Source organism: Clostridium pacaense (assembly GCF_020709765.2).
GTDB lineage: Bacteria > Bacillota > Clostridia > Lachnospirales > Lachnospiraceae > Enterocloster > Enterocloster hominis.
The window spans coordinates 377,578-393,720 of the sequence record NZ_JAJFEB020000001.1 but is presented as its reverse complement, the minus strand read 5'-3'; the positions used below and the strand labels follow the sequence as shown (position 1 = coordinate 393,720).

Annotated in this window: 16 protein-coding genes; 14 read left to right on the top strand and 2 right to left on the bottom strand. The window is 54.2% G+C overall.

Going from position 1 to position 16,143, the window contains the following annotated elements:
* The first annotated feature begins 17 nt into the window (after window positions 1–17).
* The 11 genes from ybeY (at window position 18) to yaaA (ending at window position 11,062) form a co-directional block, all read left to right on the top strand.
* Window positions 18–515 carry an rRNA maturation RNase YbeY gene (gene ybeY / locus LK536_RS31500; RefSeq protein ID WP_008725374.1) on the top strand — a complete coding sequence of 166 codons (498 nt, stop codon included), beginning with the start codon at window positions 18–20 and terminating at the stop codon, window positions 513–515.
* Window positions 512–1,660, top strand: a complete 1,149-nt coding sequence (locus tag LK536_RS31495) for a DUF3048 domain-containing protein (protein ID WP_227794951.1) — start codon at window positions 512–514, stop codon at window positions 1,658–1,660. The genes ybeY and LK536_RS31495 overlap by 4 nt, the downstream gene beginning before the upstream one ends.
* A 19-nt stretch (window positions 1,661–1,679) precedes the next feature.
* On the top strand, window positions 1,680–3,374 hold the full coding sequence (locus LK536_RS31490) for a putative polysaccharide biosynthesis protein (RefSeq protein ID WP_227794950.1): 1,695 nt from the start codon (window positions 1,680–1,682) through the stop codon (window positions 3,372–3,374).
* A 207-nt stretch (window positions 3,375–3,581) separates the two neighbouring features.
* Complete coding sequence (locus LK536_RS31485; protein ID WP_008725377.1) at window positions 3,582–3,980, top strand: hypothetical protein; 399 nt, start codon at window positions 3,582–3,584, stop codon at window positions 3,978–3,980.
* A gap of 208 nt (window positions 3,981–4,188) precedes the next feature.
* The gene (locus LK536_RS31480) at window positions 4,189–5,529 is read left to right on the top strand and encodes a BaiN/RdsA family NAD(P)/FAD-dependent oxidoreductase (RefSeq protein ID WP_235712055.1); all 1,341 of its coding nucleotides are present in this window, start codon (window positions 4,189–4,191) and stop codon (window positions 5,527–5,529) included.
* Entirely contained in the window at window positions 5,529–7,154 is a 1,626-nt protein-coding gene (locus LK536_RS31475) for an NAD(P)/FAD-dependent oxidoreductase (RefSeq protein WP_227794948.1), read from the top strand. The genes LK536_RS31480 and LK536_RS31475 overlap by 1 nt, the downstream gene beginning before the upstream one ends.
* A 113-nt stretch (window positions 7,155–7,267) precedes the next feature.
* On the top strand, window positions 7,268–8,131 hold the full coding sequence (proB, locus tag LK536_RS31470; protein WP_008725384.1) for a glutamate 5-kinase: 864 nt from the start codon (window positions 7,268–7,270) through the stop codon (window positions 8,129–8,131).
* A 14-nt stretch (window positions 8,132–8,145) separates the two neighbouring features.
* On the top strand, window positions 8,146–8,367 hold the full coding sequence (locus LK536_RS31465; RefSeq protein WP_008725386.1) for a DUF896 domain-containing protein: 222 nt from the start codon (window positions 8,146–8,148) through the stop codon (window positions 8,365–8,367).
* 39 nt (window positions 8,368–8,406) lie between these two features.
* On the top strand, window positions 8,407–9,648 hold the full coding sequence (locus LK536_RS31460) for a glutamate-5-semialdehyde dehydrogenase (RefSeq protein WP_008725396.1): 1,242 nt from the start codon (window positions 8,407–8,409) through the stop codon (window positions 9,646–9,648).
* Window positions 9,649–9,671: 23 nt separating this feature from the next.
* On the top strand, window positions 9,672–10,268 hold the full coding sequence (lepB, locus tag LK536_RS31455; RefSeq protein ID WP_227794947.1) for a signal peptidase I: 597 nt from the start codon (window positions 9,672–9,674) through the stop codon (window positions 10,266–10,268).
* 8 nt (window positions 10,269–10,276) lie between these two features.
* On the top strand, window positions 10,277–11,062 hold the full coding sequence (gene yaaA, locus LK536_RS31450; protein ID WP_227794946.1) for a peroxide stress protein YaaA: 786 nt from the start codon (window positions 10,277–10,279) through the stop codon (window positions 11,060–11,062).
* A 71-nt stretch (window positions 11,063–11,133) separates the two neighbouring features.
* Here yaaA and hcp read toward each other — a convergent pair whose 3' ends face one another.
* Window positions 11,134–12,735, bottom strand: coding sequence for a hydroxylamine reductase (hcp, locus tag LK536_RS31445; protein ID WP_227794945.1), 1,602 nt, complete (start codon window positions 12,733–12,735; stop codon window positions 11,134–11,136).
* 119 nt (window positions 12,736–12,854) lie between these two features.
* Between hcp and LK536_RS31440 the strand changes: the two genes are divergently transcribed.
* From LK536_RS31440 to LK536_RS31430, 3 genes are all read left to right on the top strand, one after another.
* Window positions 12,855–13,508, top strand: coding sequence for a Crp/Fnr family transcriptional regulator (locus tag LK536_RS31440; RefSeq protein WP_227794944.1), 654 nt, complete (start codon window positions 12,855–12,857; stop codon window positions 13,506–13,508).
* A 106-nt stretch (window positions 13,509–13,614) separates the two neighbouring features.
* A complete protein-coding gene (locus tag LK536_RS31435) occupies window positions 13,615–13,884 on the top strand; it encodes a hypothetical protein (protein WP_040382419.1) in 270 nt (89 codons plus the stop codon).
* Window positions 13,885–13,922: 38 nt separating this feature from the next.
* Window positions 13,923–15,191, top strand: a complete 1,269-nt coding sequence (locus LK536_RS31430) for a DNA polymerase Y family protein (RefSeq protein ID WP_227794943.1) — start codon at window positions 13,923–13,925, stop codon at window positions 15,189–15,191.
* A gap of 27 nt (window positions 15,192–15,218) precedes the next feature.
* Here LK536_RS31430 and LK536_RS31425 read toward each other — a convergent pair whose 3' ends face one another.
* Window positions 15,219–16,079, bottom strand: coding sequence for a PocR ligand-binding domain-containing protein (locus LK536_RS31425; protein WP_120057360.1), 861 nt, complete (start codon window positions 16,077–16,079; stop codon window positions 15,219–15,221).
* Window positions 16,080–16,143 lie beyond the last annotated feature (64 nt).

Below are 16,143 nucleotides of genomic sequence, written 5' to 3'. Positions count from 1 at the left end.
CCGGAGAGAGGTTACCCATGACAATATCCATTGAATACGAAGCAGAAAAAAAACTGGACCTGCCCTACGGGGATATCATCCGTGATATCGTCCTGGCAGCCCTGGATTATGAGGAATGCCCTTATGAGGCAGAGGTGAATGTGATCCTTACGGATAATGAGGCCATCCGGGAAATCAACCGGGAATACCGGGAGATTGACTCACCCACGGACGTGCTCTCATTCCCCATGGTGGATTACGGGACGCCCTCGGATTTTGACCATGTGGAGGAGGCTGTGGAGGATTATTTTAATCCTGAGACCGGGGAACTGATGCTGGGCGATATTGTGGTTTCCGTGGACAAGGTGGAGGAACAGGCGGAAAAGTACGGCCATTCCGAGACACGTGAGCTGGCATTCCTGGTGGCGCACAGCATGCTGCATCTGTTTGGCTACGACCATATGGAGGAAGGGGAGCGGGAACAGATGGAGGACAGGCAGAGGAAGATTCTGGAAACCAGGGGGTATACAAGATGAGGAAATGGTTCAGATGGATGGCAGTGATGACGGCGGCAGCCTGCTTTATGGCCGGATGTGCCAGGGAGGCAGGCGTGGAGGTTACAAGTATGGCTGGGGTGGAGACGCCTGCCGTGACCACTGAGCCTGAAATCATCATACATTCTGAACGTGAAACAGACGGCGTGGAGCCAGACGGGGCGGGGGACTACTATCTCCCGGAGGAACGGGAAGAAAAGGACGGCATGATACGCAGCTACCTGACCGGGAAAATGGTTCCTGTGTCCCAGGGAAACCGGCGGCCGGCAGCCGTCATGATGAGCAACGACAAGGAGGCCCGTCCCCAGTATGGCATCAACCGGGCCGGGGTGGTCTATGAAGCGCCGGTGGAGGGCGGGATGAACCGCTATATGTCGCTGATTGAGGATTATGATAATCTGGAGCGGATTGGTTCCGTGCGCAGCTGCCGGACTTACTATACGTATTTTGCCAGGGAATTTGATGCTGTCTATGTACATTTCGGGCAGAGCACATTTGCCAAACCTTATCTGAACAATGTGGACAATATCAACGGCCTGGAAGGGATAGGGACCACTGCATTCTACCGCACAAAGGATAAGAAGTCCCCCCACAACGCATATACCAGCGGCCAGCGTATCACGGAGTCCATCCAGAAGTTAGGCTATGCTCCTGATTATGATGCCTCCTATAAGGGCCATTACCTCTTTGCCAGGGATGGGAAGGAAGCATCATTGGAAGGCCGTCCCGGGGTCATGGACGCGGGCACGGTAAAGCCGGGGTATGCCATGAATCAGGCGTATTTTGTATACGATTCCTCGGACGGGCTGTATCACCGGTATCAGTACGGCGGTGTGCACCAGGGGGATGAAGGTCCCATCACGGCCAGGAACGTGATATTCCAGTATTGCCAGTCCGGCTTTTATGCCACCACGGATTATCTGAATATTAATGTACATACCTCTGACTGCGGGTATTTTATGACAGGCGGCAAGGCGGTTCCCATCAGCTGGGAAAAGGATGGGGAGTTTGGCGTTACCCGGTATTATGACCAGGAACACAACGAAGTGGTGCTGAACCAGGGACAGACATGGATCTGCATCATTTCCACCAAGGATTTTGCCAAGTCAGAAATAATTGGGAAATGAGGACTCACAATAAAGAGATATGAATGTAAGCACATCTAAGAAAAGAACCAGAAAACAAAAGGCTGCCAACTTCGTCATACAGGGCAGCATCCTGGCAATGGCCGGCATCCTGGTACGCATCATCGGCATGCTGTACCGGATGCCCCTTAACGACATCATAGGAAAACAGGGCAATGGATACTATACATCGGCCTTCAATGTGTATAATATCCTGTTAATATTATCCTCCTACAGCATGCCGGTGGCGGTATCCAAGATGATATCCGCCAGGATTGCCAGGGGGGAGTACAGAAACTGCAGCCGCATCCTGAAGGCGGCTCTTATTTATGCCACCGTGATCGGGGGCGTGGCAGCCGTTGTGCTGTGGTTTGGGGCGGACCTGTTTGCGGAGCTGATTAAGACCCCCTTTAGCCGTTATGCCCTTAAGACCCTGGCCCCCACCATCTGGATCATGGCTTATCTGGGCGTGCTCAGGGGATATTTCCAGGGAACGGGGACCATGGTGCCCACGGCGGTATCCCAGATCCTGGAGCAGATCATCAATGCCATCGTAAGCGTGGTGGCTGCCGGCATCCTGTTTGATGTGGGTGTATCCATCAATGCAGCCCAGGGCGCAAGGGACTATTCCTATGCCCTGGGAGCGGCAGGCGGGACCATCGGTACGGGCGCCGGGGCATTGACCGCCCTGGTTTATTTTATCATCCTGACCCTCTCAAAGGGCGGGGATATGCGGGCGCAGGCAAGGAAGGACGTGTCGGGCAGGACGGAGAGCTACCGGCGGCTGGTTAAGATCCTTACCATCACCGTGCTGCCCATTGTAATCAGCAGCGGAATCTATAACTGTTCTAATGTGCTGGACAATTACCTGTTCGGGCAGGGCATGGATAAGCTGGGATATATGGAAGACTCCATCGCCACCTACTGGGGCGCATTAGGGCAGTACCAGCTGCTCTTCAATATCCCCGTGGCAGTGTCCAATGCCTTATCCTCTTCCCTTATCCCCTCCCTTACAAGGGCCGTGGCCAGCAGGAACAGGAAGGAGAAGCTGGAGCGCATCGCAACCGCCATCCGTTTCTCCCTGCTGATTGCCATCCCCGCGGCAGTGGGGATCACGGTGCTGGCAAAGCCGGTCTGCAACCTTTTGTTCATCAGCGAGGACAACAGCCTGTTGATCCGCCTTTCCATGATCGGTTCCCTGGCAGTGGTGTTCTATTCCCTGTCAACCGTCACCAACGCCATCCTCCAGGGCCTGAACCGTCTGGATGTGCCCATACGCCACGCAGTGGCTGCCCTGGTGGTCCATGTGGCGGTGCTGGAAGTGTGCCTTATGGTGCTTAAGATGGGGATTTACAGCGTGGTCATTGCCAATATCGTCTTTGCGCTTGTGATGTGCCTGCTGAACGGACATGCCATTGCGCGGTTCGTCAGATATAAGCAGGAATATAGGAAGACCGTGTTCCTGCCCGCCCTGTGCTCCATTTTCATGGGCGCCGCGGCATATGGGGTGTACAGGGGGATTTATGCCCTCCTTCCCTCCTCCATGATGCGGGGAAGGCTTGGGATGGCTATGGTGGTCCTGCCTTCCGTGGCAGTGGCCATTGCAGTATATGCCCTGCTGCTGGTCCGGTTCCGGGCAGTGGACGAGGATGAATTAAATGGAATGCCGGGCGGCCGCAGGCTTGTAAGGCTGTTAAGCAGGCTCCATCTTCTGTAGGGACTGGCTGGGACGTGTCTGATAATCCATTCCCGCCGCCGGTGTGTCCGGCCGCTGATTCCGGTCGCTGATTCCGGCATGCCGGGACGGATAACAGGAAAAATTTGTGAAAACATGATTAAAACAGCATAGAAAGCAGATACTAACCTCAGAGCGTGTTCCAGAGCATGTCTGAGAAATGCTCCAGCATGTTAGGAGGTTAGCCTGATGAAAAAAGTATTATACTGTGTCCTGCTGTTTATTGCCACATCGATTGTATGCCTTATCGTGGGTTATGGGGTTACCAGATATAATGTGAGACAGGAGCAGGCGGTTCCCAATACGGTGATTGAGACTGAGACTGTCAATGATATGGATGACAAGGCAGCCATGAACCAGGAACAGATAAAGCCCATCCTGGAGAGCCAGTCACCGGCAGAGGAGTACTACCTGGTGGCTGAGTCCGGTTTCCTGCTGGTATTCTGCAGTGACAGAAGTACAATCTGCCTTTACACCCATATTCCGGTGACGGATTTTCCGGAGAAGGAGAGGTCCAGGCTCATGGAGGGAATCTGGTTCCCTTCCATGATGGATGTGTATCATTACCTGGAGTCGTTCACCAGCTGAGCGGGGATGGGTTTCTGCTTTGATGCAGGAATCCACCCCGTCTTTTATGTTACATGGATACATAAGGCGCTGACCGGGAATCCGGATAAAATCCCCGGCTTTCCATCCATTCCTCTTCCAATGGATTATTTAGTAGTTGAAATATGACAGAAAAGCGGATAAAATGAGTTGTAAACTTTTATTGGACAGTAAGGAGCCTGACATAGATATGGAAAAAAGGGTTGTGATTATAGGCGGCGGTGCATCCGGGCTGGTGGCGGCCATTGAGGCGGCCAGACGGGGCGCCCGTGTGACGGTTGTGGAACATATGGACCGGGTGGGGAAGAAGATACTCTCCACGGGCAATGGAAGATGTAACATGACAAACCTTTACATGGAGCCGGAATGCTACCGCAGCGGCGACGGGAGCTTTCCCATGAAGGTCATAAGCGGTTTTTCAGTGGAGGATACCCTGCGCTTTTTCAGGGGTCTGGGGATTGAAACCAGGGACAGGAACGGATATATCTATCCCAATTCCGACCAGGCATCCGCTGTGCTGGATGTCCTGCGCCAGGAATTGGGGCACCTTGGCGTACAGGTGCTTCTCTCCTGTGAGGCGGACCGGATAGAGCAGCTTCATGACGGCACATATAGGATTTCGTCCAGCCAGGGGATGCTGGAGGCGGATGCCCTGATCCTGGCTGCTGGGTCTAAGGCCGCGCCCTCCACCGGCTCTGACGGCAGCGGGTATGAACTGGCCAAACGCCTGGGACACCGTGTGATAAAGCCGCTTCCGGCCTTGGTGCAGCTCAGATGCCAGGGGAACATGTATAAGCAGATGGCAGGTATCCGCACCGAAGCAAGGGTGGGCCTGTACATGGAAAGTCCCCGATTCGGTAAATCGGGGAAAGGTGCGGAAAATCCCCAATTAAGTAAATCGGGGAAAGGTGCAGGCCGGATCCTTCTGGCAGAGGATAAAGGAGAGCTGCAGCTGACGGATTACGGGCTGTCAGGGATTCCCGTGTTCCAGGTCAGCCGTTTCGCGGCCAGGGCATTGGATGAGGGCAGGAGGGTGGTTGTGAAGGTGGATTTCATGCCGTCCTGGAAGGAGGAGGAGGCATTGGGCCTTTTGAGGAAACGCGCGGCCCGCATGGATTATAAGACAGTGGAGGAAATGTTCACCGGTCTTCTGAATAAGAAACTGGCCCTGGTCCTGATCCGGCTGGCAGGGGTGGACCCTTCCATGAAATCAGGGGAATTATCCGCCAGGCAGGCAGGCCGCCTTCTGGAACAGATTAAATCCTATGAGGCCATTGTCATGTCCGTGAACCCCTTTGCCAATGCGCAGGTCTGCTGCGGCGGCGTGGATGTGCATGAGGTGGACGGGACAACCATGGAATCCAAGGTCAAAAAGGGCCTGTACCTGGCAGGGGAACTGCTGGACGTGGACGGTATCTGCGGCGGCTATAACCTGCAGTTTGCATGGTCCAGCGGGGCCATAGCGGGGAGAAGTGCCGCAGGGGAAACAAAAAACATGGCAGGGAAGAAGCCTGCGGGAAGGAGCCGCTGATGATCCGCATAAACCAGATTAAGCTTCCACTGGGACATGACAGGCAGGACATGCTTGCAAAGGTTTCCTCTGTCCTGGGGGTGCCGGCAGGGGAAATCCATACATTGGACATCATGAAGCAGTCCGTGGACGCAAGGAAGAAGCCGGATATTTCCTACAGCTATTCGGTGGATGTGACGGTGAGGGGCATTGCCGGGAAAAAGGAAGAAAAGCTGGTGAACCGGCTGAGGAACCGGAATGTGCTGGTACAGGACGGCGGGGGATACTGCCTGCCCAGGCCGGGTACAGCAGGCCTTTCCCATCCGCCCGTCATCATCGGTACAGGTCCCGCAGGGCTGTTCTGCGGGCTTTTGCTGGCAAGGCAGGGCTACCGCCCAATCCTCCTGGAACGGGGCGAGGACGTGGATACCAGGACAAAGCGGGTGGCTGGGTTCTGGGAAACCGGAAAGCTGTGCCCTGATTCCAATGTGCAGTTCGGGGAAGGCGGGGCAGGGACATTTTCAGATGGAAAGCTGAATACCCTGGTAAAGGATGCGTCAGGAAGGAACAGGGAAGTGCTCCGGCTTCTTGTGGAGTTTGGGGCCGACCCATCCATCCTATATGTAAATAAGCCGCACATCGGCACGGATGTGCTGAGCCGGATCGTAAAGGCCATGGGCAGGGAGATTGCGGACCTGGGAGGACAGGTGCGGTTCTCAAGCCGGGTCACTGATTTCATCGTGGAACAGGGACGCCTTAAGGCGGTGATGGTCAATGGAAGCGAGCGGATTGACACGGAGGCCCTGGTGCCTGCAATCGGGCACAGCGCCAGGGATACCTTTGAGGTCCTTCTGGACCGGGGGATTCCCATGGAGGCCAAGGCGTTTGCAGTGGGGCTGCGGGTACAGCACCCGCAGAAGCTCATCAACCAGAGCCAGTACGGCATGGAAGAGTGCAGGGAGCTGGGGCCTGCAAGTTACAAGGTGACAAGGCAGACGGCAGAAGGCAGGGGAGTGTATTCCTTCTGCATGTGTCCGGGCGGATATGTTGTCAATGCATCCTCGGAACCGGGACGTCTTGCAGTCAACGGCATGAGCTACCATGACAGGGCCGGGGACAATGCCAACAGCGCCCTTATCGTAACGGTCACCCCGGAGGATTTCCCCGTGGCGGAGGCTGGAAGGGAGGCCCTTGCAGGGGTTGCGTTCCAGCGGAAACTGGAGGAGGACGCCTTTTGCCTGGGAGGCGGGATGATTCCTGTCCAGCTCTACGGGGATTTTAAGGAAAACAGGATATCCGCTTCGTTTGGGGAAGTGAAGCCAGCCTTTAAGGGGCAGTACTGTTTTGCTAATTTAAGGGAAATGCTCCCGGAATCCATTACCAAGGCCCTGTTGGAGGGAATGGAGGGCTTCGGGCATATGATAAAAGGCTTTGACCGCCCGGACGCCATATTTGCGGGAATTGAGAGCAGGACCTCGTCCCCGGTGCGCATTCCCAGGGATGGAAACCTGGAAAGCGGAGTCAGGGGAATCTTTCCCTGCGGCGAGGGCGCGGGTTATGCGGGAGGCATTACCTCGGCGGCCATGGACGGTATCCGGATTGCGGAGGAAATCATCCGCAGGTATAGGCCGTTTACAGATTCTTAACAATGTGTGAAGACCGCGATAAAATCAATGGTGGAAAGGAATAGAAATTGACGTGACCTGTAAATTGGTGTAAGATAAACAGGAATCAATATAAGAATCATAAGGAGCATACCATGGAAATCCAGGAACGCCAAAGCCTTAAGGAAAAGCAGAGGATTGTGATTAAGATCGGTTCCTCCTCCCTGACCCATCCGCAGACAGGGGAGATGAACCTTATGAAGATAGAGAAGCTGATACGGGTCATCAGTGACCTGCGTGGGGAGGGACGGGACGTGGTCCTGGTGTCCTCAGGAGCCATCGCGGCAGGGCGCCAGGCCCTGGGACACCACAGGCGTCCGGATACCCTGGCTGAGAAGCAGGCATTTGCAGCCGTGGGGCAGGCCCGCCTCATGATGGTCTACCAGAAGCTGTTTGCGGAGTATAACCAGACAGCGGCCCAGATCCTTCTCACAAAAGATACCATGATTAATGATTCATCCAGGTACAATGCCCAGAACACCTTTGATGAGCTTTTGAATCTGGGAGCCATTCCCATTGTCAATGAAAATGATACCGTGTCCACCTCGGAGATTCCCTATGTGGACAGCTTTGGGGATAATGACAGACTGTCAGCCATCGTGGCGGCGCTGATTGGGGCAGACCTTTTAATCCTGCTTTCCGATATCGACGGCCTGTATTCCGATGATCCCAGAAGTAATCCTGAGGCGCGGTTTGTAAGCCTGGTGCCGGAGATTACCCCGGAATTCCTGAACATGGGCAAGTCCACCTCCAGCAGCGATGTGGGCACGGGCGGCATGTCGGCCAAGCTGGCGGCGGCCAGGATTGCCACGGACAGCGGGGCGGACATGGTGATTGCCAACGGCGACCAGGTGGAGGTCATCCTGGATATCATGGCGGGTCAGGAAAAGGGCACCTTGTTCTTAGCCCATCCCAACCTGGATTTTGATTTGATGCATTATCTGAACAATGAATATTAAAAGAGGTGATTGACATGGACGCATCCAGAATTGACCGCATCAACGAATTGTACCATAAGTCCCAGTCCGTGGGGCTTACGGATGAGGAAAAGGAAGAGCAGGCAAGGCTGCGGCGGGAATACATTGCCGCCATACGCGGGAGCCTGAGAAGCAACCTGAATAACATTTCCATACAGGAACAGGATGGTTCCGTCACGGATCTGGGTAAGAAGTACGGCGGGATTAAGGAAGTTTAGAGGGTTTTCCGCCATGTGCAGAAGGGAGAGGAGAGCAGGATGACATTAACTGAGATGGGCAGACGTGCCAAGGATGTATCAAGGGTACTTAACACCCTGGGTTCCAGGGAGAAGAATATGGGTCTTGAGGAAGCTGCCAGGGCTCTTTTGGACAGCGAGGAGGAAATCCTCGCAGGCAACAGGGAAGATTATGAACGGGCCGAGGCAGGCGGCATGGGCCAGGGGCTTTTGGACCGTCTGAAACTGACGCCCGCAAGAATCCAGTCCATGGCCGACGGCCTGCTTAAGGTGGCTGCCCTGGATGACCCGGTGGGCGAGGTCCTTTCCATGAAGCTGCGCCCCAACGGGCTGCAGATCGGGCAGAAGCGGGTGCCCATAGGCGTGATTGGAATGATATACGAAGCACGCCCCAATGTGACCGCAGATGCCTTCGGCCTTTGTTTCAAGTCGGGCAACGCAGTCATATTAAAGGGCGGAAGCGACGCCCTCCAGTCCAATAAGGCCATCGCACAGGCCCTGAGGACCGGGCTTTCAAGGGCAGGGCTTCCGGAGGATTCCCTGCAGCTTATAGAGGATACCAGCCGGGAGACCACCAGGGAACTGATGCGCCTGAACCGTTATATTGACGTATTGATCCCCAGGGGCGGGGCGGGGCTTATAAAGACAGTGGTGGAGAACAGCACTATTCCTGTGATTGAGACAGGAACCGGCAACTGCCATGTGTATGTGGATGCGTCTGCCGACCTTATGATGGCCCTGGATATTGTCTTTAATTCCAAGACACAGAGGATTGGCGTGTGCAATGCATGCGAGTCCCTTCTGGTGCACAGGAAGATTGCAGAGGAATTCCTTCCCATGTTAAAGAAACGCCTGGATGAAAAAAATGTGGAAATCCGGGCCGATGAGGACGCATGTGGTATTGTTCCGGAATTTGTCCCTGCCACGGAGGAGGACTGGGGAAAGGAATACCTGGATTATATCCTGTCCCTTAAGATCGTGGATTCCGTGGATGAGGCAATTTCCCATATCAATACTTATAATACAGGCCATTCGGAATCTATCGTGACATCGGATTATTTCAATGCGCAGAAATTCCTGAACGAGGTGGACGCTGCGGCTGTGTATGTCAATGCCTCCACCCGTTTTACGGACGGCGATGAGTTTGGGTTTGGCGCTGAAATCGGCATCAGCACCCAGAAGCTCCATGCCAGGGGCCCCATGGGCTTAAAGGAACTGACCACCACCAAATACATTATTTACGGGGACGGCCAGATCCGGTAAAACCATAGAAAAGAGGTAACAACATGTCCATAGAGGAAATGGAAGAGACAGAAGACCAAAAGGAACGGGGAAGGAGCCGCAGGCAGAAGGAGGAGGAACCCTTCAGCTGGAAAAAGGAAGTCATCAGCTGGATCCAGATCATCATAGCAGCCGTGGTGATTGCCCTGGTCCTTAACAACTTCATCATTGCCAACAGCCGTGTGCCAACCGGCTCCATGGAGAACACGATCATGTCCAAAAGCAGGGTGATCGGCTCCAGGCTGTCCTATATAAACAGTGACCCTGAGCGTGGGGACGTGATTATTTTCAAGTTCCCGGACAACAGGGAGCTTTATTATGTGAAAAGGGTAATCGGGCTTCCGGGCGAGACCGTGAACATCATTGACGGAAAGGTCTATATCAATGATTCCGACACGCCCCTGGATGAACCTTATCTGCCAGAACCCATGGAAGGCTCCTACGGTCCCTACACGGTGCCGGAGGGCTGCTATTTCATGATGGGCGACAACCGGAACAATTCACTGGACGCCAGGTTCTGGAAGAACCAGTTCGTACCAAAGAAGGATATCATGGCAAAAGTACTGTTCTGCTATTATCCAAGAATCGGGAAAGTGGAGTAGATGACAGGATGAACATAATCATATCACCTGCCAAGAAGATGAATGTCAGGGAAGATGAGCTGGATCCGGCCAATCTTCCCTGTTTCCTTTCAAAGGCAGAAACATTAAAAGAATACATAAGAAGCCTGAGCCTGGAACAGGCAAGGACCCTTTGGGCGTGCAATGAAGCGATTGCCGGGCTTAACTATGAGCGTTTTCAGACCATGGACCTGACCGGACGGCTGTCACCGGCCCTTCTGTCCTATGAGGGAATCCAGTACCAGTACATGGCGCCGGGGGTGTTTGAGACAAGGCACTGGGACTATGTACAGAAGCATTTAAGGATATTGTCGGGATTTTACGGGATTTTGCGGCCGCTGGACGGAATCGTGCCGTACCGCCTGGAAATGCAGGCAAAGGTAAAGCTGCCGCCGGAACGCGCAGGGCAGGAGGAAATCACAAGCCTGTATGGATACTGGGGGGATCTTCTGTACCGGGAACTGGTAAGGGAGGACAAGGTGGTGGTCAACCTTGCTTCGAAGGAATACAGCAAGGCCATAGAACCTTTCCTGACGCCGGACATCACATACCTGACCTGTGTGTTCGGTGTGCTGGAGACGGATAAGGAGGGCCGGCCCAAAGTAAAGGTAAAGGCCACGGAGGCTAAAATGGCCCGTGGCGAGATGGTGCGCTTCATGGCGGAACACCAGGTGGAAAGCCCGGAGGAGCTGAAAGGCTTTGACGGGCTGGGGTATTGCTATCACGGGGAACTGTCCGGTGAAACGGAGTATGTGTTCCTGAAAGGGAAGCCTTGAGAATGAATGGGCCGGATAAGGCGCGGACGGGAAATGTCTGCATCTTATCCGGCTTTTTACATGAAACAATGCTACTGCTGTCCAAGAATCTGCCTGATATCCTCCTTGGGCGTTGAAACCGGATGGATGTCAAACTGTTCCACCAGGTAGTTTAACACGCCCGGGGATACAAAGGCCGGCAGCGTAGGCCCGAGATAGATGTTCCGGATTCCCAGGTGCAGGAGGCTTAAGAGGATACACACAGCCTTCTGCTCATACCAGGAGAGCACCAGGGTCAGGGGGAGGTCATTGACACTGCAGCCAAAGGCCTTGGCCAATGCCACAGCCACCTTCACGGCGCCGTAAGCGTCATTGCACTGTCCCATGTCCAAAAGCCTTGGCAGTCCTGCCACGGTTCCCAGGTCCAGGTCGTTGAAGCGGTATTTGCCGCAGGCCAGGGTCAGGATGATGGAATCCTTTGGCGCCTGTTTTACGAATTCAGTGTAGTAGTTCCTGCCCGGACGGGCGCCGTCACATCCTCCTACCAGGAAGAACCGGCTGATATCCCCGTTTTTAACGCCCTCAATCACGGTCCCGGCAGCGGCAAGGATGGCTTCGTGGCCAAAGCCCGTGGTAAGGCTGGTCCCGCCGTTGATGCCGGTCATGGCCATATCCCTGTCATAGCCGCCTAATTCCAGGGCCTTTTCAATGACAGGGGTGAAGTCCTTCCCATCCCCGATATGGACCATCCCGGGGTAGGCCACGACCGAGGTGGTGAAGACGCGGTCCTGGTAGGACGGTTTTACCGGCATCAGGCAGTTGGTGGTAAAGAGCACAGGGGCCGGGATATGGTCAAATTCCTTTTGCTGGTTCTGCCATGCGGTCCCAAAGTTCCCTTTCAGATGGGGATACTTCCTGAGGTTCGGATATGCATGGGCGGGAAGCATTTCCCCGTGGGTGTATATGTTGATCCCGGTTCCCTGGGTCTGCTTTAAGAGCTGTTCCAGGTCATGGAGGTCGTGGCCGGAGATGACAATGAACGGTCCCTTTTCAATGGTCATGGAAACCCGGGCCGGAGCCGGGATGCCATAAGTCTCCCTGTTGGCCCTGTCAAGCAGCTCCATACACTCCAGGTTCACCTTGCCGGACTCCATCACAAGAGGAAGCAGGTCTTCCATGGCATAGCCGTCATAGCCCACTGCAAAAAGCCCTTTGTAGAAAAAGGAAGTGACGGACGGATCCTCATAGCCAAGGACGCGGGCGTGGAAGGCATAGGCGGCCATGCCCCTCATGCCAAAGAGGAGAAGGGATTTAAGGGAACGGATATCCTCGTTTTCCGTCCACAGGGAATCCAGGTCATAGCCGTCATTTTTTGCACACTGGGAAGTGCATCCATGGCAGAGCGGTGAAAGGCTGTTTTTCACCTCCCGGACTTGTTGTGTCAGCTGTCTCAGGGAAGCATCATCAAAGTTTACATTGGTCAGGGTTGCAAAAAGCCCTTCCAGGATCAGCTGGTCCGCTTCTTTGGGCGGGGTGGTGTTATCAGCCGCCCTGGCAAGACCGATTAAGGCTCCGGTCAGTTCATCCTGCAGTTTTGCGGTGTTTGCGGTTTTTCCGCAGACACCGGCCTTTCCTGTACATCCGCTGCATCCGGCGGTCTGTTCGCATTGAAAACAAAACATTTCATGACTCATATATGGTTTCCTCCTTGTTATGGGTGATGATCCGGATATGTCCGGCTTGACTGTTATGGGTGGAGTATACTATAATCTTGACAACATGTATGTTGTTCTGACAACGGAAAGGAGAAAATATGAATATCCGTATTTTATCGGGTACCCCGCTGTTCCAGGGAATCAAGGAGCAGGAGATAGAGGCCATGCTGCAGTGCCTCTCTGCGGAGGAAAAGGAGTTTGAAAAGGATGCCTATATATACAGGACAGGGGATATCACGGGCCGTCTGGGAATCGTGATGGAAGGTTCCGTCAATATCATAAAGGATGATGTGTGGGGGAACCGGAAAATCATTGAGAATATCGGGCAGGGCCAGATTTTTGCGGAGACGTACGCGTGCCTTAAGGGGGAGGCCATGATGGTGGACGTGCAGGCTTTAGGACCCGCCAGGGTGCTGTTTGTGGACGTTAAGCGCATCCTGACCACATGTCCTTCTGCCTGTGATTTCCATGCCAGGCTGATACGCAGCCTGATGTATGTGCTGGCCCATAAGAACCTGGTCCTCACAAAGAAGATGGATGTGATCACACCCAAGTCCCTCAGGGAGCGGGTCCTGGTATACCTGTCCCAGGAATCGGTGAAGCAGGGGAACCGGACGGTCACGGTTCCCTTTAACAGGCAGCAGATGGCGGATTATCTTTCCGTGGACAGAAGCGCGCTGTCCGGGGAGCTTTCTAAAATGCAGAAGGAAGGCGTGATTGCCTATGAGAAGAACCGCTTTCAGATTTTGTGACGGTTCCGTAATTAGCTTGTCATCAGGCTGTCATCAGGCATTGGCAGTAATTACCACTTGAAAACGAACATATGTTCCTGTATAGTGAAAACAGGAGGTGAGGGTAATGGCTGCTTTGAACATACCCATACAGCTGGTTGGGGCGTGCAGCACGCTGGGCGACATGACGCCGTTGTGGTTCCGGTATGAGAATGAAGAGCACGCCGTTGTTACGGTTAAAGTGGAGGAAGTTGTTTCGTCAAAGGAAGAAAGATACTGCGGGATGGATTATATCAGCTTTGTGTGCTGGGCTGCGGCAGAAGGGCAGAGGCGGCTCATTGAACTGCGCTACCGGGTGTCCACCCACAAGTGGTCATTGTTCCGGACCTTATCATAGGAGGGCGGACAGGATAGGAGGACGGACAGGAAGGGAAGATGGAAGAGTTGTGGTATCATGTGGATGTCAACAGCGCGTTCCTCAGCTGGAGCGCTGCCCATGAGATCTGGATCAAAGGCGGGGACCTGGACCTGCGCACCGTGCCGTCCGTGATAGGCGGAAGTGAGAAGGACCGCCACGGCATTGTGCTGGCCAAGTCAGGACCGGCGGCGCGGTTTGGCATCAGGACAGGGGAGACACTGGTGGAGGCCAGGAACCGGTGTCCGGGGCTTATCATAGCGCCGCCTGATTATGACCTGTATGTACAATGTTCCAAGGCCCTCATGGAATTGCTGAGCCGGTATTCCCACCATATCCACCAGTACAGCATCGATGAAGCCTTCTGCGCCATGGACGGCACGAAGAACCTGTGGGGGAATCCGGTGGCCTTTGCACAGCAGATAGGGGCGGAAATCCGCCGTACCCTTGGATTTACGGTTAATATCGGGGTCTCGGATAACAAACTGCTGGCCAAGATGGCATCGGGATTCCAGAAGCCCGACAAGGTCCACACCCTGTTTAAGGGCGAAATCCCAAAGAAAATGTGGCCCCTGCCGGTGGAGGACCTGTTCTGGGTGGGGCGCGCCGCCAGCCGGAAGCTGAGAACCCTTGGAATCCGCACCATCGGGGATTTGGCGGCAGCGGACCGTGGACTGATGAAACAGCATTTGAAAAAACACGGGGAATTTATCTGGGACTACGCCAACGGCAGGGATACCTCCCCCTTTTTGCAGGAACTGCCGGAGAATAAGGGATATGGGAATTCCATGACGGTTCCCATGGATGTGACGGATGCAGATACAGCCCGCCAGGTCATCCTTTCCCTTACGGAGACAGTGTGCGCCAGGCTGCGGGCGGATGGGATGAAGGCGGGCTGTGTGGGCATATCCATTACGGACCGGGATTTCAGGCATGCCTCGCGCCAGAGGACCCTGGTCTCGGCCACCCATACAACCCTTGAGATGTACCGGGCGGCCTGTCTCATATTTGAAGAACTGTGGGACCTGGCCCCCATCCGCCAGATGGGGGTCCACACCAGCCGGGTTACCCATGATACGGCCTATCAGTACAATCTGTTCGATATGGACCGTTATGAGAAATACGCCAGGCTGGACGAGGCCATTGACGGGATACGCAGCCGATACGGCGAGGATTCTGTCATGCGGGCCGTATTTCTTGGCGGGAACCTGCCCCATATGGGCGGCGGGATTGACAAGGCCAAACGGACCGGGATGACCAAGCCCCTGCCTTACTGTCCTTGGGAATAAACCCCATGTCCAACCCGTCCCCGTCCCTTATTCTTCAATGTCTCCGTTTTTCCAGCGCTGGCGGTATTCCCTGGGCGTCATTCCCGTTTTTTTCTTAAAGACCTTGGTAAAATAATTGGCATCGGAAAACCCGGTTTCCTGTGCTATGTCTGAAATGGATCCGGAGGTGGTGCGGATCAGGAAGCAGGCTGCGGATACACGGCGCTCCTGGATATAATCCGTGATATTCCGTCCGGTGACATTTTTGTATGTGGTGCTTAAGTAGGCGGAACTCATAAACACATGCTGGGCAATGTCTTTCAGGGGAAGGGGGCCGGAGATATTCTGGTTGATATAGTTTTCCACCTTTTTTATGACTTCATGGTACTCCAGGGAAAAGACCTTTTCATCCAGGAGACGGCTGTTGATCATCCCGGCGATTAGCTTTATCCCTTCCACTGCCTCTGTACCGATCATTGGCTGGGAGTGGTATTTTTTATATAATGCATCCGGCTCTGTTTCGCATAGCAGGGCCAGCTTCCTGGCATATTCCTTGTCCAGTCCGGCATCCCTGGTGCGGAACTGCCCGATGATCAGGAAACCGATATAGATATTGTCAATATATACAGGATATGCAACCTCAATCAGGCCGGCATGGCAATGATAGGCATAGGCGTGCTTCTGCCGGGCGCACTGCTGGTCCGCCTGCTGGTCACAATGCGCACAGAAGGCGTTGGTGGCAGGACAGCGCTCCATGGCATAGCAGAAGGGGAGGTTCCGCTTCGACGCCCCAAACCACTGCTTGGATTCCGTTGCATAAAAAAGCACTGGAGTTTTTAAAAGTTTTGATATGGGATTTAAAATGGAAACCATTTTTACCGTATTGATATGGACCCTGTATGTCTGCACGAAAACCACCCCTCCCTGAATGCCGTTATCAGTTCTATTATTGTATCACGGTTAAAAGGAAAAA